This window comes from Mesorhizobium sp. M0040, from assembly GCF_040323505.1.
Taxonomy (GTDB): domain Bacteria; phylum Pseudomonadota; class Alphaproteobacteria; order Rhizobiales; family Rhizobiaceae; genus Mesorhizobium.
Genome location: NZ_JAMYVA010000006.1, coordinates 192,508 through 219,211, shown reverse-complemented (window position 1 = coordinate 219,211; position 26,704 = coordinate 192,508). Strand labels below are relative to the sequence as shown.

The 26,704-nt window shown below is 62.5% G+C and carries 21 protein-coding genes; 7 read left to right on the top strand and 14 right to left on the bottom strand.

From position 1 onward, the window contains the following. Positions 1 to 64 precede the first annotated feature (64 nt). The 3 genes from NKJ91_RS08445 to NKJ91_RS08435 form a co-directional block, all read right to left on the bottom strand. Entirely contained in the window at positions 65 to 1,072 is a 1,008-nt protein-coding gene (locus tag NKJ91_RS08445) for a magnesium and cobalt transport protein CorA (RefSeq protein ID WP_023677347.1), read from the bottom strand. A gap of 116 nt (positions 1,073 to 1,188) precedes the next feature. After that, positions 1,189 to 1,914: a phosphate signaling complex protein PhoU gene (gene phoU, locus NKJ91_RS08440; RefSeq protein WP_352455150.1), complete on the bottom strand. Its 726-nt coding sequence runs from the start codon at positions 1,912 to 1,914 to the stop codon at positions 1,189 to 1,191. A 116-nt stretch (positions 1,915 to 2,030) separates the two neighbouring features. Next, a complete protein-coding gene (locus NKJ91_RS08435) occupies positions 2,031 to 3,293 on the bottom strand; it encodes a sensor histidine kinase (protein ID WP_352455149.1) in 1,263 nt (420 codons plus the stop codon). 197 nt (positions 3,294 to 3,490) lie between these two features. Here NKJ91_RS08435 and ppk2 point away from each other — a divergent pair, with 197 nt between their 5' ends. Continuing rightward, complete coding sequence (gene ppk2, locus NKJ91_RS08430) at positions 3,491 to 4,393, top strand: polyphosphate kinase 2 (RefSeq protein WP_352455148.1); 903 nt, start codon at positions 3,491 to 3,493, stop codon at positions 4,391 to 4,393. Between the two features lie 24 nt (positions 4,394 to 4,417). On the opposite strand, the gene NKJ91_RS08425 is transcribed toward ppk2, so the two are convergent. The 3 genes from NKJ91_RS08425 to NKJ91_RS08415 form a co-directional block, all read right to left on the bottom strand. Further along, positions 4,418 to 5,167, bottom strand: a complete 750-nt coding sequence (locus tag NKJ91_RS08425; protein WP_023677343.1) for an enoyl-CoA hydratase-related protein — start codon at positions 5,165 to 5,167, stop codon at positions 4,418 to 4,420. A 15-nt stretch (positions 5,168 to 5,182) separates the two neighbouring features. Beyond that, positions 5,183 to 5,821, bottom strand: coding sequence for an acyl-homoserine-lactone synthase (locus NKJ91_RS08420; protein WP_023677342.1), 639 nt, complete (start codon positions 5,819 to 5,821; stop codon positions 5,183 to 5,185). Positions 5,822 to 5,918: 97 nt separating this feature from the next. Further along, positions 5,919 to 6,650, bottom strand: a complete 732-nt coding sequence (locus NKJ91_RS08415) for a helix-turn-helix transcriptional regulator (RefSeq protein WP_023677341.1) — start codon at positions 6,648 to 6,650, stop codon at positions 5,919 to 5,921. A 270-nt stretch (positions 6,651 to 6,920) separates the two neighbouring features. On the opposite strand from NKJ91_RS08415, the gene NKJ91_RS08410 reads away from it, so the two are divergent. Then, positions 6,921 to 7,772, top strand: coding sequence for an ABC transporter substrate-binding protein (locus NKJ91_RS08410; protein ID WP_023677340.1), 852 nt, complete (start codon positions 6,921 to 6,923; stop codon positions 7,770 to 7,772). 14 nt (positions 7,773 to 7,786) lie between these two features. Here the strand turns inward: NKJ91_RS08410 and NKJ91_RS08405 are convergent, their stop codons facing one another. Further along, positions 7,787 to 8,197 (bottom strand): tellurite resistance TerB family protein, encoded by a 411-nt coding sequence (locus NKJ91_RS08405; protein ID WP_023677339.1) that lies wholly within the window; start codon positions 8,195 to 8,197, stop codon positions 7,787 to 7,789. Between the two features lie 246 nt (positions 8,198 to 8,443). Here NKJ91_RS08405 and NKJ91_RS08400 point away from each other — a divergent pair, with 246 nt between their 5' ends. Beyond that, the gene (locus NKJ91_RS08400) at positions 8,444 to 10,099 is read left to right on the top strand and encodes a lysine--tRNA ligase (RefSeq protein WP_352455147.1); all 1,656 of its coding nucleotides are present in this window, start codon (positions 8,444 to 8,446) and stop codon (positions 10,097 to 10,099) included. Here the strand turns inward: NKJ91_RS08400 and NKJ91_RS08395 are convergent. From NKJ91_RS08395 to NKJ91_RS08365, 7 genes are all read right to left on the bottom strand, one after another. Further along, complete coding sequence (locus NKJ91_RS08395; protein WP_352455146.1) at positions 10,062 to 10,901, bottom strand: thermonuclease family protein; 840 nt, start codon at positions 10,899 to 10,901, stop codon at positions 10,062 to 10,064. The two genes, NKJ91_RS08400 and NKJ91_RS08395, sit on opposite strands and share 38 nt — an antisense overlap. Before the next feature lie 11 nt (positions 10,902 to 10,912). Further along, positions 10,913 to 11,557, bottom strand: coding sequence for a S24 family peptidase (locus NKJ91_RS08390; protein ID WP_352448637.1), 645 nt, complete (start codon positions 11,555 to 11,557; stop codon positions 10,913 to 10,915). 82 nt (positions 11,558 to 11,639) lie between these two features. Further along, entirely contained in the window at positions 11,640 to 13,859 is a 2,220-nt protein-coding gene (locus NKJ91_RS08385; RefSeq protein ID WP_352455145.1) for a 3-hydroxyacyl-CoA dehydrogenase NAD-binding domain-containing protein, read from the bottom strand. A gap of 12 nt (positions 13,860 to 13,871) precedes the next feature. Beyond that, entirely contained in the window at positions 13,872 to 15,080 is a 1,209-nt protein-coding gene (locus NKJ91_RS08380; RefSeq protein ID WP_352448635.1) for an acetyl-CoA C-acetyltransferase, read from the bottom strand. 31 nt (positions 15,081 to 15,111) lie between these two features. Then, positions 15,112 to 16,281, bottom strand: coding sequence for an acyl-CoA dehydrogenase family protein (locus NKJ91_RS08375; RefSeq protein ID WP_352455144.1), 1,170 nt, complete (start codon positions 16,279 to 16,281; stop codon positions 15,112 to 15,114). A 239-nt stretch (positions 16,282 to 16,520) separates the two neighbouring features. Then, a complete protein-coding gene (locus NKJ91_RS08370) occupies positions 16,521 to 18,317 on the bottom strand; it encodes an acyl-CoA dehydrogenase (protein WP_352455143.1) in 1,797 nt (598 codons plus the stop codon). 237 nt (positions 18,318 to 18,554) lie between these two features. Beyond that, on the bottom strand, positions 18,555 to 19,016 hold the full coding sequence (locus NKJ91_RS08365) for a MerR family transcriptional regulator (RefSeq protein ID WP_023677331.1): 462 nt from the start codon (positions 19,014 to 19,016) through the stop codon (positions 18,555 to 18,557). Positions 19,017 to 19,568: 552 nt separating this feature from the next. On the opposite strand from NKJ91_RS08365, the gene NKJ91_RS08360 reads away from it, so the two are divergent. The 4 genes from NKJ91_RS08360 (at position 19,569) to NKJ91_RS08345 (ending at position 26,700) form a co-directional block, all read left to right on the top strand. Beyond that, entirely contained in the window at positions 19,569 to 23,429 is a 3,861-nt protein-coding gene (locus NKJ91_RS08360) for a peptidoglycan-binding protein (RefSeq protein WP_352455142.1), read from the top strand. A 191-nt stretch (positions 23,430 to 23,620) separates the two neighbouring features. Continuing rightward, a complete protein-coding gene (locus NKJ91_RS08355; RefSeq protein ID WP_023676949.1) occupies positions 23,621 to 24,544 on the top strand; it encodes a sulfite exporter TauE/SafE family protein in 924 nt (307 codons plus the stop codon). Then, a complete protein-coding gene (locus NKJ91_RS08350; protein ID WP_352455141.1) occupies positions 24,544 to 25,335 on the top strand; it encodes a TIGR02186 family protein in 792 nt (263 codons plus the stop codon). Before NKJ91_RS08355 ends, NKJ91_RS08350 begins: the two co-directional genes overlap by 1 nt. A gap of 108 nt (positions 25,336 to 25,443) precedes the next feature. Further along, entirely contained in the window at positions 25,444 to 26,700 is a 1,257-nt protein-coding gene (locus NKJ91_RS08345) for an Hsp70 family protein (protein WP_352455140.1), read from the top strand. Positions 26,701 to 26,704 lie beyond the last annotated feature (4 nt).

Below are 26,704 nucleotides of genomic sequence, written 5' to 3'. Positions count from 1 at the left end.
CCCTAGTCCCCTACTGCCCTACTGCCCTACTGCCCTACTGCCCTACTGCCCTACTGCCCTCGCTTCAAAGCCACCCGTTCTTGCGAAACCGCCAGTAAAGAAACGTGCAGATCAGGGCAATTGCCGCCAGGACGGCCGGGTAGCCATATTCCATCCTCAGTTCCGGCATGTCGCTGAAATTCATGCCGTAAATGCCGGCGAATGCCGTCGGCACGGCCAAGATTGCGGCCCATGAGGCAAGCTTCTTGGAGATCGCCGTCTCCTGGCTTTGACCGACCAGAAGGCTCGCCTCGAAGGCGAAGGCGAGAACCTCACGCAGGCTGTCGATCTTTTCCTGGACAGTGCGGATGTGGTCGGTGACGTCGCGAAACAGCGGGTGCATGGCTGTGTGGATTTGCGGCAGATCGGCGCTGGTGAGCCGCCGGCAGACCTCTACCAGCGGCAGGGCCGCATTACGCAGGCGCAAGAGATCGCGGCGCAGCATATAAAGCCGTTCGATATCGGAGCCGGTCATCGGTTTCAGCAGAACCTTGTCCTCGATCGCCTCGACCTCGTTTTCGATCTGCTCAAGCACCGGCATGTAGTTGTCGACGATGAAGTCGAGAATGGCGTAGAGGACGAAATCCTCGCCCTTGGCAAGGGAATGCGGGCAGCTTTCCCAATGCTGGCGAACGGCGGCGTAGGAGGTCGACGGGCCATGCCTGACGCTGACAATGTAGCCCGCGCCGACGAACAGATGCGTCTCGCCGAAGGTGACGCGGCTGTCGATCAGCTGCGCCGTGCGGGCAACGATGAACAGGGCATCACCATATTGCTCGATCTTCGGTCGCTGGTGCGGATGCTCGGCGTCCTCGATCGCCAGCTCATGCAGATGGAATTGCGCCTGGACGCGCAGCAACAAATTGCGGTCGGGCTCCAGCAGTCCGATCCAGACCACGTGGCCCGGCTTCCCGGCCCATTCGCCGGCTTCCTCGATCGGAATGTCGGCGATGCGCCGCCCAGCCGTATAGACGCCGCAAGCGATTATACCCGACATCGGCGGCGCAGGAGCAAACTCGCGGACGTATTCCATCGCAGCCTCCTGAAGGCGGGGCCTTCATCGCGGAACTGAGAAGTCGGCGCGTCGAAAGCTTAGCGCAATTTTCTGTCAGGTGGCGAATCCGAAATTCGCATCAGTGCTGAGAGAACTCACTTCGCTGGTTGGGTTGCGGGAAGAACAATCTTGTCCGTCTTGTCGCCCTTCGGACGATCGGCCGGCATCTGATCGCCGGTGACGATATAGTAGATCGTCTCGGCGATGTTGGTAGCGTGGTCGCCGATGCGCTCGATGTTCTTGGCGCAAAACAGGAGATGTGTGCAGGGCGTGATGTTGCGTGGGTCTTCCATCATGTAGGTCAGCAATTCGCGAAACAGAGAGGTGTACATGGCGTCGATCTGGTCGTCGCGGTCGCGCACGAAACCGATTTTCTCCACCGACCGCGACGCATAGACGTCGAGTACTTCCTTGAGCTGGGTCAGTGCCAGATTGGCCAAAGCCTCGAGGCCGCGGAACAGGCTGTTCGGCTGGCGCCCGTCTGCGACGGCAACCACCCGCTTGGCGACGTTCTTGCCGAGGTCGCCTACCCGTTCGAGGTCAGCCGAGATGCGGATCGCGCCGACGATCTCGCGCAGATCCGTCGCCATCGGCTGGCGTTTGGCGATGATGATGATCGCCTTGTCGTCGATCTCGCGCTGTCCCTCATCCAGAACCAGGTCGTCCCGAATGACTTTCTGGGCAAGCCCCGGATCCGCATTGACCAGCGCCGCGACCGCCTGCTCGACCATGCGCTCGGCATGCCCGCCCATCGCCGCGATGCGCTTCGACAGATATTTCAGCTCCTCGTCATAGGCGCTGACGATATGCACGGACTGCATGACGAAATGCCTTCCCGGGATCTCGTGGTTGAGTCGTTCCCTCGAATCCCCGCTGATACGCTAGCCGGATGACAGAAAAAAGAAACGGCCCATTATGTGCTAGAGATAGTACTACGTTAGCGAGCCGGCAAATGGACCGTGAACGCCGCACCCTTGCCGACCTCCGACCTGATGGAGAGTCTGGCGTTGTGGCGGGTCAGGATATGCTTGACGATGGACAGGCCAAGGCCGGTGCCCTTCTGGGTTCGGCTGTTCTCGACGTCGACGCGGTAGAAGCGCTCGGTGATGCGCGGGATGTGCTCTTCGGGGATGCCGGGGCCGAAATCCCTGATGGTGACGTCGATGCCCGGTTCGGGATCGCTGTCGCTGCGTATGATCGACACCACGACGCGTCCGCCCGACTGACCATATTTGCAGGCGTTTTCCAGCAGGTTTTCGAAGACCTGGAAAAGCTCGTCCCGATCGCCGGGCACGTCGAGCGGCCCTTCCGCGAAATCACGCTCGATGACGACGCCGTTTTCCTTTGCGAGCGGCCCAAGCGAATCGATGACGCTGTCGATGGCCTGGCGCAGGTCGACCTCGGTTCCCGGCTTGAGATAGGGCTTCATCTCCAGGCGCGACAGCGACAGAAGATCGTCGATGAGGCGCGCCATGCGGCTGGTCTGGTTCTGCATGATCTGCAGGAACTGCTCGCGCGCCGCGGGGTCGTTGCGGGCCGGCCCGCGCAGCGTCTCGATGAAGCCGGCGATCGAGGCGAGAGGCGTGCGCAGCTCGTGGCTGGCATTGGCAATGAAGTCGGCTCGCATTCTGTCGATCCGGCGCGCCTCACTCTGGTCCTTGAACACCAGCACGTAGAGATCCGTGGCATGGCCGACTGAAGACGCGCTCACCCGATAGGCTCGTTCGACCGGCAGCTTTTCTATGTAGTCGACGCTGTCCGAAGCGACGTTGCCCGCCAAGATACTATCCAGCAAGGCCTGCATTTCCGGCGCGCGGAATTTCAGCGACAGCGACATGCCGGGCGCAATCCCGCCGAAGGCGGCAAAGGCAGCAGCGTTGGCGTGGACGATAGCGGCGGAGCGATCGAAAATGATCAGCGGATCGGCAACCGCCGCCGCGAGATATTCGCCGGAAAGTTGTTGCACGCTCGACTCGATGGCCGCGGCATTTTCGGTCGATTGGCGGGCGATGCCGGCCGGCAGCATCGCAGCGGCAACCAGCACGGCGCCAGCCAGCAGCACCACATAGCCAGACATGCCGGCAAAACCATAGACCATCAGAACCGCAACGAGGCCGGCCGCCAGCAGCCAGCGGCTGTTCCACAGCCGCATGGCGACGGCTTGCGCCCTGCCTCTCCGCTCCGTGCCGATGTCGGCCATTTGCGCTCCGTCTGCGGCCACTTCAAGAACTTCTTGCTGGACCGGCGCTAGAGCGCAGTGCGTCCAATTGGACGCACAAAGGACGCTCTACCACTTTATCTGCTGCATCGTTCTTTCCGAAAATCGATTCCGATTTTTGGGCCGATGCAGTAAGGCTCCCAATAGCACGAGTCCGGAAGCTGGAAAGGTTCGCCTCGATGAAAAACGCTAAGGAAAGCCCCGCCGCACCCTCATCGGGGCCGCTGAAGATCATGATCGACGGCAAGGAGAGAGCGTTCGACATCGAGGCCCCCGCGCTTCCCGACTGGGTCGAGGACCGCAAGCTCACCGCCGGCGGTTACCCTTACGACAAGAAGATGAAGAGCGAGGAGTATGACGAGAGGCTAGAGAAGCTGCAGATCGAGCTGGTCAAGGCGCAGGCGTGGCTGCAGTCGACGGGCAAGCGGGTAATGTCGCTGTTCGAGGGGCGCGACGCTGCCGGCAAGGGCGGCACTATCTTCGTTTTGCGCCAGTATCTGAACCCTCGCACGGCGCGCAACGTGGCGCTGACCAAGCCAACGCCCACCGAGCTTGGACAATGGTACTTCCAGCGCTACGTCGACCACTTCCCGACGTCGGGCGAATTCGTCACCTTCGACCGCTCCTGGTATAACCGCGCCGGCGTTGAACCGGTGATGGGATTCTGCACGCCCGAGCAGCACAAGCAATTTCTGGACGAGGTTCCGCATTTCGAGCGGATGATCCGCAACGAGGGCATACATTTCTTCAAATTCTGGCTGAACATCGGCCGGGAAACGCAGCTCGAGCGATTCCACGACCGCCGCTGGAGCCCGCTGAAGAGCTGGAAGTTTTCGCCAATCGACATCGCCGGCATCACCAAATGGGACGAATACACCAAAGCGCGCGACCTGATGGTCGAGCGCACGCACAAGGAGTTCGCGCCCTGGATCATTGTGCGGGCGAACGACAAACGGCGCGCGCGGCTGGCCGTCATGCAGCGCATTCTCCTTTCGCTTCCCTATGACGGCCGCGACCTCGACGTCATCGGCAAGGAGGACAAGAAGATCATCGGCGAAGGGCCGACTTTCCTCGAAAAATAAGCTCACCTCATCGATACGCGGCTCTCATGCCGCCAGCCGGGCAATCCGCTGCAGTCGCTTCAGCGTGGTGTCGTCCTGCAGCGCCTGCTGGAAAAGCGAGATCTCCTGGTCGATGCGGTCGCAGAGCGCGCCGGTGTCGCCCCTCAGCAGGTCGCGCGTCTGTAGCAGCGCCGCGACAGGCTTCTTGGCGAGTTGCCTGGCTCTTGCCAACGTGGCTTCCTCGACGCTGCCGTCCGTCACGATCTCGCCGACAAGGCCCAGTGCCCTGGCATCTTCGGCGGCGAGCGTGTCGCCCAGGCAGAAGAAGCGGAACGCCCCGGCATAGCCGAGCTTCTGCGGCGCCAGAATGCTGGTCGCCGCGTCCGGCACCAGGCCGAAATCGACGAACGGCACGCGAAACGTGCTCTTGCTCGAGGCGATCACCATGTCGCAGTGGAACAGGATGGTGCAACCGACGCCGACGGCGTCGCCGTCGACACAGGCAAGGACCGGTTTCGGGAACGTCGCCAGCGTGCGGAACATATCGGTGACGGCGGCGATCAGTCGCCGATGTTTGGTGGCGTCGAGAAATTCGGAGAAATCGGCACCGAGGCAGAAGCACCCGGCCAAGCCGCGCAGGACCACGACGCGGACGTCGTCGTCGACAGCGGCTTCGTGGAATGTTCTGGCCAGGCTTTCATAGGCCCGCCTGTCCAGCACCGGGCGGCCGTCACCCGACGATACCGTGACGATCAGCGTGTGATTGCGGAATTCTGCTTTTGAGTGAACGTTCATGGCCTCTCTCCAATCTCACGAGGCGCGTCTCTGTCCGAGCATGTCCGGGTACCCTCTGGCCAGCACCGGCGCAAAGTGGTTGCGGCGCGAACGCACCACGTCGAGCGTGTGCTCGTTGAAGGTGAGCAGTGTGGCAACCACCTGCTGGTTGCCATAGGTACGCTGGTAACCGAGCGGGGTTGCCAGGAAATGCAGCTGCAGCGCGCGAAGCACCCACATCGGCTCGAATTCGATGATCACCTGGTTGACGTTGCGCTTCAGACCCCACTCGACGAAGCCGGCGATCAGCTCGGTGCCGACCGTCGACACGCCGCGCCGACCGTCGCGGAATCCCGGCGCAACCGCATAGCGGGTCAGTTCATAGACATTCGGGCCCGACGGTGGGGTTCCCTCATAAAGGTCCGCCAGCACATCGGTTAGAAGATGTGCCCGGGTCGTCGGCAACATCCGCTGATAACCGGCGAGCTCGCCATTGCGGATGACGATCTGGTGCACTGCCTCGTCGTGGTCGAATTGATCGATCTCGAGGCCATCAGGGCGCTGCAGATCGGTCCATCCCATCTCTTCGACGAAAACTCTGTAACGCAAACGATGAACGGCCTCCCAGAGGTCGGGCCGTTCCATCAATTCCTGGGTCGTGAGGGAAAAAAGCATTTGCCGTCTCCTAGTTTCAATAGGAAGATACGGCCGTGCTTTCCCAAAAAAATTACGCGATCACGCAAGCAAGAATTTCTAGGCCGGCGCGGCCGACCTAGTTAATATAGCCGCGCCTTATCGCTTCCGCGACGGCCTGGACCCGGTTGACGGCACCGAGTTTGCTTTTGGCGTTAAGAAGGTGTTTCTCTGACGTGTGTTCCGAAATGCCGAGAATTTGTGAAATCTCCCATTCGGACTTGCCAACAGCAGCCCATTGCAGGCATTCGCGCTCACGCGGCGTTAATTCGACATGATCGATGGTTTTGCCCGCCATGGTGTGGAGCTGCATTGCGCGGCCAATCGCATAAGTCGAGACCAGCGACACCAACCCGAACTCGGCGCTCGACAATTCGACAGCCTCGCCGCCTAGCGACACCATGACGATCTGGCCATCGAGCGTGATTAGCGGGAAGGCCAACCCGTCGCGCAGCTTGAATTCGCCGGCATCGCCCATCACCTCGCCGCCGCTCTTGCCGATGCGGATGCCCTGAGATGCTTCCCGCCACTGGAATGGCGCTTGAAGCTGCTTCATGTGGCTGACGACGGGGTCGTGATCGACGTAGTTGCGCGCGACGTAGCGCTCAAGCCATTCAGCCGGCCAGTCGCAGAGCAGCACATGGTCCTTTTGCTGGTTTCTCGGTGTGCCAGGTTGCGGAACCGTCCCGGCCATCAGCGCCGTCAGCCCGAACCCGCTTGTTACCCCCAGCAGCTTTTCGCAGACGGCGGCGGCTGTGCCGGCGTGCTGCAACTGATCTATCAACTCCAGCGTACGATCGAAATGACCCATCGCAACATCTACCCCATGTTGCCTTCCGCTCTTGACGCCAATGGCAGTGATCAACCCGCACCACGCCATCAACCCCGGACTGCAAAGCTGCCTCCCCTGTGCGTCCTACTGCTCCTCTTCAGCCGGCATCACGCAGTCACTTGCAAACTCACTAAACAATATCCCTAAATTGCAATGATGAAACCAAAAACCGTCGTACCTGTGTTTTTTTCGTACAAAAACCTGTTATTTCGTACGAAAGCCGGGGCAAGACCCGGACGGAGTCGTCGCGTGGCGTTTCGGCGCATATCCATTTCATTGATCTCGATATTGATCGGAGCGCAATCGCTTGCGGTTGCTGCGCTCGCCGCGGAGCCGCAGGTGCCGGTGTTCTGGGACGCCAAGGAGCGGCTGCCAAAGCCGGACCTTTCGATGCTGCCGCGGCTGCGATTCCTGACCACCACGGATTTCCCGCCGTTCAATTTCCTCGATGGGGCAGGCCGGCTGTCGGGCTTCCATGTCGACCTGGCGCGCGCCATCTGCGCCGAGCTCGGCATTGCCGAAAAATGCCAGATCCAGGCGCTGCCCTGGGCCGAGCTCGAAGGTGCGCTCGGGAAAGGCGAGGGCGAAGCGATCATTGCCGGCATCGCCGCGACGCCGGAGTCGCGGTCGAAATACGCATTTTCACGCTCCTACCTGCAATTTCCGGCACGCTTCATCATGCTGAAGACACAGGCGCTGACCGAACCAATGTTCGACAAGCTGCGCAGCAAGCGTGTCGGCGTGATCGCCGGCTCCGCGCACGAGCGGATGCTGCGCGATTATTTCGGCGACGTCCAAATCGTCCCGTTCGCAAAGCCGGAGGAGCTTTATGGCGAGCTGAAAGCCGGCAAGATCGACGCCGCCTTCGGCGACGGCATGCGTTTCGCCTTCTGGCTCGGCGGTTCGGATGCAGCGGGCTGCTGCCGCTTTGCCGGCGGCCCCTATCTGGCGCCCGAATATCTCGGCTCAGGCATGGCAATCGCCACCAGGGCCGACGATCCGGCACTGGCCGCCGCTTTCGACTACGCGCTGCAGGAAATCTCGGTGAAAGGCACGTTCGCCGAGTTCTATCTGCGCTATTTTCCCGTCAGTTTTTTCTGAGCTTGGCCGCCGGCTCAGGTCAGCGTGCGAAGGCGGGCCTTGGCGGCTCGCGCAATGGCGGCGACCGTCAGCGCATCGAGGTCGAGTTCCCGGCGGACGAGCTGCAGGACGCGCACCTCCTCCAGGCGCATTTCGAGATCGACAGCTGCGACCTCGAAGGCGGCGGCATAGGCGGTGTCACGCAGGCGTTCGGGCAGCGCCTCGGCGACGCGCGCCAGGACGCCCTCCAGCCCATCCTTTTCATGCAGCATTTTCTGGCAGGCCTGGGCGACCTCGACCAGCCGCTCCTGGTTGAAATCCTCAAACACCGGCCAGGATCGAACGACGTCGCCGATCCGCGCCAGTTCGACGTCGGTCATGTCGCGGTCTGACGCCGAGGTGATGACCATCAGGTAGATCATGGCTTCGTGTGGCGACAATGGCATTTACAACTCCTTGAGATGGTCCCGAAGTTAGGAACGAGGGGCCGGCGCCGCAAGGAAAAACAGCCGCGATCGTCGGCGCTCCGATCACGCCTTGGAACTTGATCCATCCTGACTATCGGGACGGGGGCGCTTAATCTTCTTGCCTGATCACGGTCCTGCCCGAAAACCGGGTTCCACTTTTCGGGATCATGGTCTAGAGCATGCGGCTGCCGGCATGGATGCCGGCAAAGTTGCAGGAATAGCATCATGGCCGAACGACAGCCGATCGATCTCAGCCCGGAAGTCCTCGCCGCCGCCGCCGAAAGCAAGGCGTGGCCATTCGAGGAAGCGAAAAAGATCGTCGCCCGCTACGCGAGCAGCGGCTACCCGGAAACGGTGCTGTTCGAGACCGGCTACGGCCCGTCCGGCCTGCCGCACATCGGCACGTTCGGCGAGGTGGCGCGCACATCTATGGTGCGCCACGCTTTCCGCGTGCTGACTGAAGACAAGGTCAAGACGCGGCTGCTGTGCTTCTCCGACGACATGGACGGATTGCGCAAGGTGCCGGACAATGTGCCTAACAAGGACATGCTGCGCGCCTATCTCGGCAAGCCGCTGACCAGGATACCGGACCCGTTCTCCAATGAGTATCCGTCCTTCGGCGCCGCCAATAACGCACGGCTGCGCGCTTTCCTCGACCGTTTCGGCTTCGATTACGAATTCGCTTCCTCGACCGACTATTATACTTCCGGCCGCTTCGACGGGACGCTGCTCAAGATGCTCGAGCGCTTCGATAAGGTGATGGCAATTATGCTGCCGTCACTGCGCGAGGAGCGGGCGCTGAGCTATTCGCCCTTCCTGCCGATCCATCCCAAGACCGGCATCGTCATGCAAGTCGCGATCGACGAGCGCAAGCTCGACGCCGGCACCATCGTGTGGCGCGACCCGGACGCCGGCGAGCGCTTCGAGACGCCGGTGACCGGCGGTCATGCCAAGCTGCAATGGAAGCCAGATTGGGCGATGCGCTGGGCAGCACTCGGCGTCGATTACGAGATGTCCGGCAAGGATCTGATCGATTCCGTCAAGCTCGCCGGGCAGATTTGCCGCGCGCTCGATGCTCCGGCACCCGAGGGCTTCAATTATGAGCTGTTCCTCGATGAGAACGGCCAGAAGATCTCGAAGTCGAAGGGCAATGGGCTGACCATCGACGAGTGGCTGACTTACGCGCCGACCGAGAGCCTTAGCCTTTATATGTTCCAGCGCCCGCGAACCGCGAAGAAGCTTTATTTCGACGTCATCCCGAAGGCGGTAGACGAATATTACACGTTCCTCTCTGCCTATCAGAGGCAGGACTGGAAGGAGCGGCTGGGCAATCCGGTCTGGCACATGCATGACGGCAATCCCCCGGCAGTCGACCTGCCGGTTCCGTTCTCGCTGCTGCTCAACCTGGTCAGCGCCTCGAATGCGCAGAACAGGGACGTGCTGTGGGGTTTCATTTCGCGCCACGCGCCGGGTGTGACGCCGACAACCCATCCCGAGCTCGACCGGCTGGCCGAATATGCCATCCGCTATTTCGACGATTTCGTGAAGCCGGCGAAAGTGTACCGTGCTGCCGACGCGGTCGAGCGCGAGGCGCTGACCAAGCTTTCGGAAGCGCTCGCCGCGCTGCCGGCTGATGCCGACAGCGAGGCAATCCAGAACGCTGCCCTCAATGTTGCGCGCAAGATCGAGCGCTACCAGGATCATTCCAAGCAGAGCCCGGAGGGCGGACCCGGTGTCTCCGTCGCCTTCTTCCAGATGATCTATCAGGTGCTGATAGGTCAGGAACGCGGGCCGCGCTTCGGCTCCTTCGCCGCGCTCTACGGCATCGCCGAAACGCGCGAGCTCATTCAGCGGGCGCTGGCTGGTCAGCTGGCGGCATGAGGACGCCGTCTTGCTCCTCCAGGATCGAGCTAGGCGCTACAGGCGCGGATCGCGACGCAGCAGCCGGGAGCGGCGGCAGGCCTGAAACGCTCGGCGCCGGCCCGAAGACGCCTTTTTTTGCTGCACGCGCCTTCTCGCCGGCTTCTGCGTAAGGGCCGCCCTTGGCGGCGCGCGCCCAGCCATTTTCGACCAGCCATTGGCCGATATCCTGATTGCCGATCCGGCACTCGGCGGCGATCAGATCACGACCGCCTTCGGGCGGCACGGCACAGACCACCGCACGACTGCGGAGAAAGGCGCGGAAGGCCGTTCGCGCCCGAATGCCGCAATTCCAGGACTCGCCGCCGTCGGTGCAAGTCTCCTCCTGCTTGACGATGTCGATACCGGAAACCGCAATCGAATAGCCCTTTGCTTCGATGACCCCGGCGGCCGACGCGACGGGCTGGAATAGTTTCGTGCCTTTCCAGTCGTCGGGCATTTTCGTTTTTGGCGGCTTGGGCGGTCCGGCCAATGCCAGATCGCTCAACGGGGCGCGCGGCTCTATCCGTTCAAGCTCGTTGGAACCGAGCTGCGGCGGCACCACGATTTCTGGATCGATTGCCCTCGAATGCGCCGCCTGCTTGGCCGGCACTGATTTCGGGATGGCCGACGTAGCCGGCGCGGCGGGCTGCGGTTCAGCGCCGACCTGGATTTGCTCCCAGGGGCCGCCGCTTTCGCTCTGGACGGCGCGGCCGCCGGCGACAATTGCCGTGGCCATCGCCGGGATCGCCAGAACAGCCAAGGCAAGGTGAGGCAGACGCACCGGCCCCGCGCCTACTGGCTTGCCCAGACAATCCGCGCCACCCATTCGACATCGCGCATGGGGATGTCGCGGTCCGGGTGATCGGGATTGAGGGAGACCAGCGCGATCGACCTCGGTGTCTGGCGGTCGAGCACCTTGGCCATCACCTCGCCGGCATTGGTCTTGACGACGACGCGATCACCCTTTCGTATGGTAGCCCCTGGCTCGACGATCAGGACATCGCCATTGCGATAGAGCGGCAGCATGGAATCGCCCTGGACCTTCAAGGCATAGGAGGTTTCGGTTGCCCGTGCCGGAAGCTCGATCAGGTCCCATCCCTGCCCCGCTGGAAACCCGGCGTCGTCGAAGAAGCCACCGGCGCCCGCCTGGGCGAAGCCGAGCAGCGGCACCGACGATCTCTGCACGGGTAGTGCGTCGGAATTACCCCGACCCTCGACCAGCCCCGCAAATTCATCCAGCGAGGCGCCGGTCGCCTCGATGATCTTGGCCAGCGATTCGGTCGACGGCCAGCGCGGCCGTCCATCTGAGGACAGCCGCTTCGATTTGTTGAAGGCGGTCGAGTCGAGGCCAGCGCGCCTGGCCAGTCCAGAGGCCGAAAGCGAATAACGCTCGGCAAGAGCGTCGATGGCGGCCCAAACGCGGTCGTGCGAGAGCACCTTGCTCTTCCTTCGAAACAGGAAAAAATACCTTCCCTGTTCTATCCCTTGGCCGCCATCTTGTCCACCGTCGAAGACGGCGTCACGCCGCCTCCTTGGCCTCGTTTCTGGTATAAGGATCGAAGCGCTCGTAGAAGGTCTCGCCCTTCTCGGCCATGTCGAGCAGCAGCTTCGGCGCCTTGAACTCGGCACCGTATTTCTTCTGCAGGCCTTTGGCGATCTTAGCGAATTTTTTCGCGCCGATGCCGTCTATGTAGGACAGTGCACCACCGGTATAGGGCGCGAAGCCGAAGGCCAGGATCGAGCCGACATCGGCCTCGCGTGGGTCGGTAACGATGCCCTCTTCCATCACCCGTACCGCCTCAAGCGCGATGGTGACCAGCAGCCGCTGCTTCAGTTCCTCATAATCGACCTGCTCCGGCGACAGCTGCGGGTAGAGGTCCCTGAGGCCTGGCCACAGCTTCTTCTTGGCCGGTTTTGCCGGATAGTCATAGAAGCCCTTGCCGTTCTTGCGGCCCAAGCGACCATGCGTGTCGACCATCGTGTTGATCAGCGCCATCTGCTTCGGGTCGACCGCCTTGTCGCCGAGGTCGCGCATGGTCTGCTTCATGATCTTCTGGGCAAGGTCGATCGCAGTCTCGTCGGTCAACGCCAGAGGACCGACCGGCATGCCGGCGGCCTTGGCCGCGTTTTCGATCATCGGCGCCGGAACACCTTCGATCAGCATCTTGTAGGCTTCCGACATGTAGCGCAGCACGCAGCGATTGACATAGAAGCCGCGCGTATCGTTGACGACGATCGGCGTCTTCTTGATGGCGCGGACGAAGTCGATCGCGGTGGCCAGCGCCTTGTCGCCGGTCTTCTTGCCGAGGATGATCTCGACCAGCATCATCTTGTCGACCGGCGAGAAGAAATGAATGCCGATGAAATTCTTCGGGCGCGCCGAATTCCTAGCCAGCGATGTGATTGGGATGGTCGACGTGTTCGACGCGAAGATCGCCGACGGCTTGAGCACAGCCTCGGCCTGTTCGGTGGCATCCTTCTTGACGGCCGAATCCTCGAACACCGCCTCGACCACAAGATCACAGCCGGCAAGATCGGCGTAATCGGCCGTCGGCGTGATCAGCGACAGCAACCGATCCTTGTCCTGCGGCTTGGCACGGCCCTTCTTCACCTGATCCGAGATAAGGGTCTCGGAATGCGCTTTGCCCTTGGCGGCGGACTCCATGTCGCGGTCGAGCAGCACCACCGGGATGCCGGCCCTGGCCGTCACATAGGCGATGCCGGCGCCCATGAAGCCGGCGCCGAGTACGCCGATCTTCTTGAACTTCGTTTCCGGCACACCGGCCGGGCGGCGCGCGCCCTTGTTCAGTTCCTGCAGCGACACGAACAACGAACGGATCATCGCTGCCGCTTCCCTTGTCTGCATGATCTCGGTGAAATAGCGTTGCTCGATCCGCAAGGCGGTGTCGAACGGCACCAACAGGCCCTCATAGACGCATTTCAGGATGGCGGCAGCGGCGGGATAATTGCCATAGGTCTCTCGGCGCAGAATGGCGATGGCCGGGGGCCACAGATTGGCACCGGCCACCGAATAGATCGGGGCGCCGGGCAGCTTGAAGCCCTTTTCATCCCATGGCGCCACCGGCTTCAAGCCGTTCCTGATCATCGCCTTGGCGGTTTCGACCAGCTTGTCCGGCTCGGCAATCTCATGGATCAGGCCCATCGACTTGGCCTTCTGAGGCGACAGCGTCTGGCCGGACGTCAGCATTTGCAGCGCCTGCTGCTGGTCGGTCAGCCGTGGCACGCGCTGGGTGCCGCCGGCGCCCGGAAAAATGCCGATCTTCACTTCGGGAAGCGCCATCCTCACTTTGTCTGAATCGGCCGCGACACGGCCATGGCAGGCGAGCGACAATTCGAACGCGCCACCCATGCATGTGCCGTTGATCGCCGAAACCCATGGCTTTCCCGAAGTTTCCAGCTTACGGAACAGGCCGTTCATGGTGCCCGCATTGTCGAACAGCGCCTTGGTCGCCTTCTCCGGGTCCTTCGCCTTGTCGGCGGCGAAGGTCGCCAGCATCTTCTGCAGCATGGTGATGTCGGCGCCGCCCGAGAACGTATCCTTGCCGGAGGTGATCACCGCGCCCTTTATCGCTGCATCGCTCGCCACTTTGTCGACGATGGTATTCAGTTCGAGCATCACCTCCTCGGTGAAGACGTTCATCGAACGGTCCGGCATGTCCCAGGTGACCAGCGCAATGCCGTCGGCGTCGATGTCGAGGGTGAAATTGGTGTAGCTCATCATCTCTCTCCGTCAGACGCGTTCGATGATCGTTGCAGTGCCCATGCCGGCGCCGATGCAAAGCGTCACCAGCGCGGTGTTGAGGTCGCGGCGTTCCAATTCGTCCAGCACCGTACCGAAGATCATCGCACCGGTGGCGCCGAGCGGATGGCCCATGGCGATGGCCCCACCATTGACGTTGATCCGGTCATGCGGAATGTCGAAAGCCTGCATGTAGCGCAGCACCACCGAAGCGAAGGCCTCGTTGAGCTCGAACAGGTCGATGTCCGACAGCTTCATCTTCGCCCGCTTCAACAGCTTCTCGGTGACGTCGACGGGGCCGGTCAGCATCAGCACCGGTTCGGAGCCGATGTTGGCGAACGCACGGATGCGTGCGCGCGGCTTGAGGCCGAGCGTCTTTCCCGCCTTTTTCGAGCCGAGCAGCACGGCCGCCGCGCCATCGACGATGCCGGAGGAATTGCCGGCATGGTGGACGTGGTTGACCTGTTCCACCTCGGGATGCTTCTGCACGGCGACGGCGTCGAAGCCGCCCATTTCGCCGGGCATGACGAAGGACGGGTTGAGCGCGGCCAGCGACTGCATGTCGGTCGAGGGCCGCATATGTTCGTCATGGTCGAGGATGGTCAGGCCGTTCTGGTCCTTGACCGAGATCACCGAATTCTTGAAGCGGCCCTCGCCCCACGCCTTGGCGGCACGCTTCTGGCTTTCGACCGCGTAGGCATCGACGTCGTCGCGCGAAAAGCCGTATTTGGTGGCGATCAGGTCGGCCGAGATTCCTTGCGGCACGAACCAGCCGGGCAGGCCGACCGATGGGTCCATGAACCAGGCGCCGCCGGAGGCGCCCATGCCGACGCGCGACATCGATTCGATGCCACCGGCAATGACGATCTCGTCGGCGCCCTGTGCGATCTTGGCGGCGCCGAAATTGATGGCGTCGAGGCCCGAGGCGCAGAAGCGCGATATCTGCATGCCAGGCGCCTTGGTGTCGTAGCCGGCCTCGAAAGCGGCGGCACGTGGAATGACCGCACCCGCCTCGCCAACCGGATCGACACAACCGAAGATGATGTCGTCGACGGTGCCGGTGTCCAGCCCGTTGCGGTCGCGGATGGCCTCGAGCACCTTGGCGCCGAGCCGCACCGCCGGCACTTCGTGCAGCGAGCCATCCTTCTTGCCCCTGCCGCGCGGCGTGCGCACGGCATCATAGACATAAGCTTCGGCCATTTTCCTGCTCCTTGGGTTTGCTGAAACTCGCTCAGAGCGAGCGCCCGATCAGCAATTTCATGATCTCGTTGGTGCCGCCGTAGATGCGCTGGACGCGGGCGTCGCGGAACATGCGCGCAATCGGATATTCATTCATGTAGCCATAGCCGCCATGCAATTGAAGGCATTCGTCGACGACTTTTCCTTGCAGGTTCGACAGCCAGTATTTGGCCATAGACGCGGTCACCGGGTCGAGGCCGCCGTTGATGTGGCGGGCAACGCAGTCATTATAGAAGACGCGGCCGATGGTCGCCTCGGTCTTCAATTCGGCAAGTTTGAACTGGGTGTTCTGGAATTCGATGATGGCCTTGCCGAAGGCCTTGCGCTCCTTGACGTAGTCGATGGTAAGCGCCAGCGCCCGCTCGACCATGGCAATAGCAGTGGTGCCGATCTGCAGCCGCTCCTGCGGTAATTGCTGCATCAACTGGACAAAGCCCTGGCCTTCCTCGTTGCCGAGCAGGTTCGAGGTCGGCACACGCACGTCGTTGAAGAACAGTTCCGACGTGTCGTTGGCCTTGAGGCCGATCTTGTCGAGGTTGCGGCCGCGCTCGAAACCTTCCACCTCGTCAGTCTCGACGACGATCAGCGAGATGCCCTTGGCGCCCTTCTCAGGATCGGTCTTGGCAACGACGATGATGAAATTGGCGAGCTGGCCGTTGGTGATAAAGGTCTTCGAGCCGTTGAGCTTGTACTGGTTGCCGTCCTTTTCGGCGCGCGTCTTGACGCTCTGAAGGTCGGAGCCCGCACCGGGCTCGGTCATGGCGATGGCGCCGATCAGCTCGCCGGTCGCCAGCCTCGGCAGCCATTTCTTCTTCTGCTCGTCCGAGCCGTAATGGAGGATGTAGGGGGCAACGATCGAATTGTGCAGGCCAATGCCGAACCCGTCGACGCCGACATGGCCGATCGCCTCGATGATGGCGCTCTCATGCGCGAAGGTGCCGCCCGATCCGCCATATTCCTCCGGCATAGAGGCGCAGAGCAGGCCGGCAGCACCCGCCTTCAGCCAGCTCTCGCGGTCGACCATTTCGTTCTTCTCGAACTCGTCGTAACGCGGCGCGATCTCTTCCGACATGAAGCGGTGCGCCATGTCGTAAAGCATGCCGACCTCGTCCGCCGCCCAGGCGGGCTTGGGAAGGCCAAGGATTTCGGCGGGGTGGGTCATGGTTTCTCCCTCGCGCCGACGTTCCCCTCCCCCTCGAGGGGAGGGTGGCCGCGAAGCGGCCGGGTGGGGTCGCCGATGACTTGCTTGACCTTATCTATTACAACCTGCGCCATGTGCCACGGCATTGCGATCATTTTCCTCCAAGGCATGCACCAGAATGGAGGTCGGCGCACTGCACGCAGGACCCCCTCCCGGCCCTTCGGGCCACCCTCCCCTCGAGGGGGAGGGGAACGCCGAAGCTAGAACGCTTCCGCCGGCAGTGTCATCAATGTGTCGGCACCGCTGGAGATGCGGGCAAGATGCGCCGACGTCTCCGGCATGATCCGCTCTATGAAGAAGCGCGCCGTCACCAGCTTGTGGTCGTAGAAAGACGAAGCGCCGTCGGCGCCATTCGCCAATTTCGCTGCGGCCACCCTGGCCATCCGGGCCCACATATAGCCCAGCGCCACCAGGCCGAAGAGATGCATGTAATCGGTCGAGGCGGCACCGGCGTTATCGGGCTTGGCCATGCCGTTCTGCACCAGCCACATCGTCGCCGTCTGCAGATCGTTGAGGCCCTTCTTCAGCGCCTTGGTGAAGGGCGCCATCGTCTCGTCGGTGCGGTTTTCCTCGCAGAACTCTCCGACTTCCTTAAAGAAAGCCTGGACCGCGCGGCCGCCATTCAAGGCCAGCTTGCGGCCGACGAGGTCGAGCGCCTGGATGCCGTTGGCACCCTCATAGATCATGGCGATGCGCGCATCGCGGACGAACTGGCTCATGCCGTGCTCTTCTATATAGCCGTGGCCGCCGAAGACCTGCTGCGCCATTACCGCATGATCGAACCCCTTGTCGGTGAGCACGCCTTTGACCACCGGCGTCATCAGGCCGGTGTAGTCGTCTGCGACCTGGCGATCTTTGTCGTCACCGGAGCGGTGAGCGATGTCGGACTTGATCGCCGTCCACAGCGCCAGCGCGCGGCCGGCCTCGTTGAAAGCCTTCAAGGTCATCAGGCTGCGGCGGATGTCCGGATGGACGATGATCGGATCGGCCTTCCTGTCCGGCGCCTTCGGCCCTGACAGCGAGCGGCCCTGCAGACGATCCTTGGCGTAGGAAACCGCATTCTGGTAGGCAACCTCAGATAGCGAAAGTCCCTGCAGGGCGACGCCAAGCCGCGCCTCATTCATCATGGTGAACATTGCTTTCAGCCCGCCATTGGCCTCGCCGAGCAGCGTGCCTTCAGCGTCGTCGTAATTCATGACGCAGGTCGAGTTGCCATGGATACCCATCTTCTCCTCGATCGAGCCACAGGAGACGGTGTTCTTCTCGCCCGGATTGCCTGAGGCATCGAGCTTGAGCTTCGGCACGATGAACAGCGAGATGCCCTTCACGCCATCCGGCGCGCCCTCGATACGGGCCAGCACGAGGTGGACGATATTGTCCGACATGTCATGCTCGCCGGCCGAGATGAAGATCTTCTGACCGGAGATCCTGTAGGTGCCGTCGCCATTTGGGACGGCCTTGGTGCGCAGCAAGCCAAGATCGGTTCCGCAGTGTGGCTCGGTCAGGTTCATGGTGCCGGTCCAGGCGCCCTCGACCAGCTTTGGCAACCATGTTGCCTTCTGCTCTTTGGTGCCATGGGTGATGATCGCAGCGATCGCGCCTTGCGTCAGGCCGGCATACATCATCAGCGACATATTGGCCGACACCATGTATTCGGCAACCGCAGTGTGCACCGCGTAGGGCAAGCCTTGCCCGCCAAACTCGACAGGTGCCGCGAGCCCCATCCAGCCGCCTTCGCGATACTGGTCGAAAGCTTCCTTGAAGCCTTTCGGCGTCGTTACCGAACCGTCGTCATGGCGCATGCAGCCTTCCACGTCGCCAACGCGGTTCAGCGGCTGCATCACGTTTTCGGCGAGCTTCGCGCCCTCGGCAAGGATGGCCTCGAGCACATCCGGCGTCGCGTCGGAAAATCCGGGAAGATTGGAATAACGCTGATATCCCAGCACTTCGTTCAGCACGAACAGCGTGTCCCGGACCGGCGCTCTGTAGATCGGCATGCGTTTCCTCCACCATGCGGTCTTGGCCCCGAAATCAGCCCCAGCATATGAGGATGGCAGACGGACCAACGTTGTGGTCGAGATAACAAATATTGACGTTTGCGTAAACGTCAATTCGGCGGTGCGGCAAATTTTCTCCCGCGCGCCAGGACGACAAACGACAAAGCACGGCAAACGACGAAGAACCGCGCAGCGAAAGCCACGCGGCTCTTATTCGTCACAAATCGAAAGCTTAGTTTAGCTCGCCACGCTGGCCTGCGGCGTCGAGCGCTCGATCAGCATTTGCCGGACGGTCGACATCGAAGCACTCAGTTCGCTGATGGCGTCGTCGATCAGCGCCCGCTGCTTCTGCAGACGGGCAAGCTGCTTCTCCGACTTGTCGAGCGCCAGCCGCAATTGCTTGGTGTTGGAGCCGTTCGGATCATAGAGGTCCATCATCTGCTTGACGTCGCGCAGCGAGAACCCGACCTTGCGGCCAAGCAGGATCAGCTTCAGCCGGGCCCTGTCGCGGCGTGTATAGAGACGGGTCGAGCCGTCGCGCTGCGGGTTGAGCAGACCCTTGTCCTCATAGAAACGCAGCGTACGCAGCGTCACTCCGTATTTCTTGGCCATTTCGCCGATGCGGACAAGCTCTTCACCGGCTTCGCTCGACATATCGTTGGTGTTGGCCGCGGCTTGGCCGGGCGAAATAAGTTTCATGTTCACTGGCTTTCCCCGTCTGGTGGCGTCGCGGTCGCGGACCTTGCGTCGCCTGAGTGAAAGCGGGGGCGTGCTTCCACTCGTGGTTTCAACAAACAAATCGCAAACGGCGTAATCCGCTCATTTACGTTTACGTCAATTCTATATCGATAGCCGCCTCACCACGCAAGAGCGTTCTGGTCTTGCAACTTTATGCCGCAGCACCAGCGGACAACCTAAAAGGTCGTTGCCGATTTCGGGAGCGATCATGCGGCTGATCAAAATTCTACAACGTCTTTTGCGCGTCCAAAAAAGACACCCGGCGCCGTCGGCAGCCAGCCGACAAAGTTGCAACTTCTTAAGCTTGGTTAACGCGTTGTTTACCACGTTGGGGCGAAATGTGCGCATGTCGGTTACCCGTGTCTATCCTGTACTGAATTTTTCACGGTTTTTCGGAGCGCGGATGAGACCCGGGAAGCTCGTCTTCCACTGCAACAAGCCAAGCAGTCGCCTTCGTCCCGGCAGGACTTTGGGAACCTGGTGAAAGCCAGCAATTCTGAAACGGGCGCATTGATGAACAGCAAGCGGTCCTACCTCGATACACTCAACGCCGGCAGGCAACGCCGGCCGCACACGACGCTTGAAGAGCTCAACCGCTCCCTGGAAACTCTGGAGCAGCGGCTGGAGCGGACGCGCGAGGAGACGGCAAGCCACCCCGATCCGCGCCGACCAGCGGCAGAACCACGCTATCCCAGCGCCCAACCCTATGGCCAGCAGCGCCGGTATGAGGATCCACGCGCGCAGCGGCCGAAAGGTCCAGCAGCGGCTTTCGACCAGAATTACCAGGCGATCGCCCGCGATATCGACCGGGTGCGCGGCCAGGAGGACAGCGTCGCCCTAGCCGGCAAGATCGCCGGGGAATTGCGCGGCCTGCGCGAAGACTTGCGCCAGCAGATGACCTCCGGCCTGCAACGCGAGTTCGAGGTACTGCGCAAGAATATTGGGCGAGCCTTCCAGTCAAATGGCGGCGGCAAAGGCAGCGCCGAACTCAGCGTCGAATTCGAGCGGCTTTCCGGCGCCATCCAGACACTGGCCGAAAAAAGCGACGACAGAAGCGTCAATATGCTGCGGCTCGAGCTTGAGCAGGTCAAAGCCGCGCTCGATACGCTGGCGCGCGAGGAGAGCGTGCAGGCGGTCGGACGCCGCTGGGACGATTTCGACCGCCGCTGGAACGCTTTCGAGGATCGCGTCGAGGCCGATCAGCGCAAGCGTTCCGATGCACCCGGCCTGTCGGCGCTGACGGAGCGGCTCGAACAGATCAGCAATGCCGTCAGCAATCTGCCGGAATCGCTGTCGCTGCGCTCGCTCGAGGAAAAGGTCCGCACGCTTGCCGGAGCGGTCGACCATTTCGCCCGCCAGCAGGACAATCGCGGCGGCGACACATTCAGTCAGATCGACGAGCGGCTCGACGAGATTTCCCGCGCGATCGTCGCCTCGACGGTTGCCGCGCAAGCCAATTCGTTCGACCCCGAGCCCTTCGAACGCATCGAGAAGCGGATCGATTCACTGGCCCAGCAAATCGAAGAAGTGTCGCAGGATCGTCCGGGTCGGGAGGTCATTGACCGTCTCAACACATTGTCGAGCCGCGTGGATGAACTGGCCGGCCGAGCCAATCTGCCGGAACAGGCGATGGAGCGCCTTGCCAGGCAAGTCGCGCTTATTGCCGACAAGATCGACCACGCACCTGCCATGCCCGACGCCGACTACATCTTCAAGGGGCTCGAGCAGCGCTTCGACGTGCTGTCCAGCATGATGGAACGTCGCCAGGGCGACGCAATCGAACAAGGCAACATGCTGTTTCGCGACCTTGAGCGCCGGTTGGACGAGGTCGCCGACAGGCTGGACCAGCGCATGCCGCAGGTCGATAGCGCCGGCATCATGGATGCCATCGACGCCCGCTTCACCGCGCTGGCCAAGCGGATTGAGACGCGCGTTCCAGATCCCGCCAACGAGGCGGCGATCCGTGGCCTGGAGAGCCGGCTCGAAGACATCTCAAGCCGGCTGGATTCGTCCGCGGCACAGGTCGCCAGCATCGACCCGGCGTTGATCCGCAGCCTTGAAGCGCAGGTCGCCGGCCTGACGGCGCATCTTTCCAAGCCCGGCACGCCGCTGCCGGAATTCGACGACATCAGCCCGCGTCTCAACGAAATCGAGAAGTCGCTGGCCGGAACCCGCGATTCCATCCTCGGCGCGGCGCGCGAGGCGGCTGAGAGCGCCGTCCGCTCACTGGCCGGATCAAGCGCCAACACGGCGGCCGTTACCGGCCTCGCCCAGGACCTGAAGACGCTCGAGGCACTGACGCGCCGTTCGGACGAGCGCAATTCGAGAACGTTCGAGGCTATCCACGATACGCTGCTCAAGATCGTTGACAGGCTTGGTTCATTGGAGACGGGCGAACCGGCAAGCGCGGAGTTGAGCAAGCGTTTCGGCCGGCCATCCAAGATCTCGGTGCAGGACGCACCGTCGATGGACCTCGACCAGCCGCTGCCGTTGACGGGCAGCATGGCCGATCTCGACGGCCGCGCCGCGGCGCTCGTGCGCGACGAGCCAGGTCCGCGTACGCCAGCCGAGGCCGCCGCCGCAGCAGCCCTGGCGGCTCTCGGTTCAGACACGACGCGTGAAAAAACCGAGCAAGGCGGCGGCAGGAAATCGATGTTAGGCGGGCTGGCGCGCGCCTTGAAGGGCAAGAAGGACGCCGAGATGCCGCCGCTTGCAGGCTCGGCGCAGAGCGCCGAGATACCGAGCGTCGATCTCGACGAGCCCCTCGACCCCAAGCTCGCCAACCGGCCACTGGAACCCGGCTCCGGCGCACCCGACCTCAGCGCCATCATGAAGCGCGTGCGCGACGAGCGCGGGCAGCCGACCCGGGAAGGCGGCGCTGAGGCGGCGAAATCGGACTTCATCGCGGCAGCCAGACGGGCTGCGCAAGCGGCGGCCGCCGAGGCGGACGCCCTCAAGCGCCAGTCGACGATGAAAGGCCCGGTCAAGGCACTCAGGATCGGCGACCTGCTCAAGGCGCGGCGCAAGCCGATCCTGATGGGGGCAATCGCCATCATGCTGGCGCTTGCCGGCCTGCAACTGGGCAAAGCCTTCTTCTCCGACCCGGTCGAAGTCACCAACAATGAGGCGGCGCCGGCCATGGCCGTACAGCCGGTGGAAACCGCTTTGGCCAGCGTTGCCAGCGAGCCGAAGGCGGACGCGCAGACGACAACACAGGAGAGCGCGCCGTCGCCCACCGTCAGGCAGGCAGAGCCATCCGCATCGATGACCAAGGACGACACGGCGGCACAAACCGGCCCCGCTACACCGGCAGCCGAGACATCGACGGCGCCCTCGGCTTCCGCGGCGCCCGCTGACCTGGCGGCGCAAGACACCGCGGCCGCGGTGCCCGCGCCGGCAGCGGCGACGGCCAGCGACGCCGAGCCAACACCTGCCGCGCCTGCTATAGCCACCGCTGCGATGCAGGACACGACCGGCACGGTGCCGCCGGCGGATGCTGCCGCGGCAGGTGTTGCCAAGATCGACGTTCCGGCCGATGCCGGTCCGGCCGCCCTGCGCGATGCAGCGGCCGGCGGCGACGCCAAGGCGCTGTTCGAGATCGGCTCGCGCTACGCCGAGTCTCGCGGCGTCAAAGAAGACATGGCGGCGGCGGCCAAATGGTATGAGAAAGCTGCCGAACTCGGTTTCGCACCGGCAGAATACCGCATCGGCAATTTCTACGAGAAGGGCATCGGCGTCGCACGCGACATCAAGAAAGCGAAAACCTGGTACCAGCTTGCCGCAGCGCAGGGCAATGCCAGCGCGATGCACAATCTTGCCGTGCTGTTTGCGATGGCGGCGGATGGCGTGACCGACAATGAATCGGCAGCGCGCTGGTTCCAGGCGGCGGCGGATCTCGGTGTCAAGGATAGCCAGTTCAATCTCGGCATCCTCGCGGCGAAGGGCGTCGGCATGAAGCAGAACCTCGAGGAGAGCTACAAATGGTTCGCACTCGTCGCCAAGACCGGCGACAAGGATGCGGCGGCCAAGCGCGACGAGATCGCCAAGGCGCTGAGGCCCGAGCAGTTGGAGCGTGCGCGGGCCGCGGCTGAACTGTGGAAGGCCAAGCCGCTCGATCCAGCCGCCAATTCGGCCGACGTTCCTGAATCGTGGCAGGACGGCACACCGCAGACGACCGCCGGCATCGACATGAAGAAAGCGGTCCAGAACATCCAGCGCATTCTCAACAAGAACGGCTACGTGGCCGGCAATCCCGACGGCATGATGGGCCAGAGAACCAAGAACGCGATCATGGCCTTCCAGGCCGACAACGATATGAAGGCAACCGGCGCGATCGACGAAAAGCTGGTCAAGGCGCTGCTTGCGCGTAAATAACGGCGGAGGCGTCGTTTCCGCGACGCCCTTGCCACAGATTTGCCTGTTAACTGATTGAGTTGTTTTTTGTTTCGGCGGTGCGGCGAAGTTTGACTTCACGGCCCGGCCGGCGCAAGAACGAGATAGCCTTCTGACGCAAAATGCCCGCAACGGTTGCATTCGCCAGGAGGCAAACTGATCGAGACTGACGGGTGGGCATCTATCTCCCGATCGCGGAAATTTCCGTCAACATCTTCGTGCTGCTGGCCATGGGTGCGGCGGTGGGTTTCCTGTCGGGCATGTTCGGCGTGGGCGGCGGCTTTCTCATTACGCCGCTGCTGATCTTCTACAACATACCGCCGGCAATCGCGGTCGCCACCGGCGCCAACCAGGTCATCGCTTCCTCCTTCTCCGGCGCCCTGTCGCACATGAAGCGCGGCACGCTCGACTTCAAGCTCGGCGGCGTGCTTTTAGCCGGCGGCATCGTCGGCTCGACCGGTGGTATCTATGTCTTTGCGCTCCTGCGCCGGCTCGGCCAGCTCGACCTGTTCATCTCGCTGCTCTACGTCGTGCTGCTCGGCACCGTCGGCGGACTGATGCTGGTCGAGAGTGTCAATGCGCTGCGCGCCACTCGCAGCGGCGCCGCACCGGTGTTGAAGAAATCCGGCCAGCATAATTGGATCCACCGCCTGCCGCTGAAGATGCGGTTCAGGGCCTCGAAGCTCTTCGTCAGCGTCATTCCGGTGCTTGGGCTGGGCGCGGCGATTGGCTTCCTGTCCTCGATCATGGGCGTCGGCGGCGGCTTCATCATGGTGCCGGCCCTGATCTACCTTTTGAAAGTGCCGACCAACGTCGTCATCGGCACCTCGCTGTTCCAGATCATCTTCACCTCGGCTTACACCACGCTGGTCCACGCCACCACCAACCAGACGGTCGACGTCATGCTCGCCTTCCTGTTGATGGCAGGCGGCGTCGCCGGCGCGCAATATGGCGCCAAGGCTGGTCAGAGGCTGCGGGGCGAGCAACTCAGGGCGCTGCTGGCGCTGCTCGTGCTGGCGGTAGCCATCCGGCTTGCCATCGATCTTTTCGTCACGCCGCCCAATCTCTATTCTCTGTCCGGCGTGGGCCTGAGCTGATGGCCGGCCTAAGGACGCTCGCGGCCGCCGCCTTGCTGTCGCTGCTGGCTGCTGCGCCACCGGCGAAGGCGCAGGCGCCACTAACCGAAAACATCCAGATCGGCCTTTCCACCGACAATGTCTCGATTACCGCCGGCTTTTCCGGCGCCGACCTGACCATTTTCGGCTCACTGGAAAATGCCGATCCGCTTGTCGCGCGGCAAGGGCGCTACGACGTGATCGTCGTGCTGGAAGGCCCGGCTCGGCCGGTCGTCGTGCGCCGCAAGGACCGGGTGCTCGGCGTCTGGGTCAATCTGGAGTCGGAAACCTTCAAAAACGTACCTGTCTCCTATTCGGTGGCGACGACGCGGCCGCTGCAGGACGTCACCGATCCGAACAGCTACAAGCAGCTGTCGCTTGGCGCCTCCAACCTCTATTTGCAGCCGGCCGACGCGGAGGACAGCCCGGCGACAATCGAGGAGTTCACCGCCGCGCTGCGCGAACGCAAGGCGGCGACCGGCCTCTACAGCGAGAATGTCGGCGGTGTGCAGTTCCTGTCGCAGAACCTGTTTCGCGCCACCGTCAGGCTCGCCCCAAACGTTCCGGTCGGCACCCATAAGGCCCGCGCCTTCCTGTTCAAGAGCGGCCTGTTCATCAAGGAAAGCTCCGCCCAGCTCGAAATCCGCAAGTCCGGTTTCGAACAGTCGATCTTCCGCGTCGCGCACGACTATTCCTTCCTATACGGTGTCTTTGCCGTATCGCTGGCCATGCTGACCGGCTGGCTCGGAAGACTGGTGTTCAGGAAAGACTGAACTCTCGTAAAAGTGGTTTCCCTTTCCGAGGGTATGGGCTAGACCGCGACCCCCGGCCCGACCGGATACGAGCTGCTGCTCCCCAAATCAGAAATACAGGAACGCACGATGCGACCAGCATTTGCCGGTATCGACTTCGGCACTTCGAATTCCACCGTGAGCGTGGTCAGGAACGGGCAGCCGCGGCTGGTGGCGTTGGAAGACGGCCAGGTCACGCTGCCCAGTGCGGTATTCTTCAATTTCGAGGACAACCGCACCTATTTCGGGCGACGCGCCCTTGCCAACTATACGGACAGTATCGAAGGCCGCCTGATGCGCTCGTTGAAGAGTGTGCTCGGCAGCTCGCTCGCCCACGAAAAGACGCGCATCAAGGCGCGCTCGATCGGCTTCATAGAGATTGTCGGCCTGTTCGTCGGCCATCTGAAAAAGAAGCTGGAAGAAGAAGCCCATGACGCGGTCGACAGCGTCGTGCTGGGACGGCCCGTGCAGTTCGTCGACGACGATGCCGAGGCCGACGCCAAGGCGGAGCACGAACTCGAAAATGCCGCTCGTGCCCACGGCTTCAAGCACATCGCCTTCCAGTTCGAACCGATTGCCGCGGCACTCGACTACGAACAAAAGGTGACGCGCGAGGAACTGGCGCTGATCGTCGACATGGGCGGCGGCACGTCCGACTTCTCAATCGTGCGGGTCTCGCCCGAGCGCGCCCGCTCGCTTGACCGCAAGGACGACATCCTGGCCAGCCGCGGCATCCACATCGGCGGCACCGACTTCGACCGGCTGTTGAGCATCGCCCATGTGATGCCGCAGCTCGGCCATCTCTCACCGACCAAGGATGGCAAACGTAATCTGCCGGCGAGCTACTTCATCGACCTGGCGACGTGGCAGCGCATCAACCTGGTCTATACCGCAAGGGCGATGACTCATCTGCGCCAGATCCGCTATGAGGCGGAGCGCGCAGACCTGGTCGACCGGTTCATCCACATCGTCGAGCATCGTTACGGCCACGCGCTGGCGGCGCTGGTCGAAAAGGCCAAGATCGAGCTGACGGACCGATCGTCGGCCGATGTCGAGGTCGCGCTGCAGGAGGTGAGGTTCACGGCAGAAATCACGCACAAGAGTCTCGAAGCCACCATAGCCAGGGACATTGAGCGTGTTGCAGCTACCGTCGAGCAGACCATCCGCGACGCACAGGTGAAGGCCTCGGATATCACCGCGGTGTTCTTGACCGGCGGATCGACCGCGATCCCGCTGGCCAGGCAGCAGATCCTGGCGCTGGTGCCGCAGGCGTCGGTAATCGAAGGCGATGTGTTCGGCTCGGTCGGGCTTGGGCTGGCGCTCGACGCGCAGCGGAAGTTCGGCTGATCGG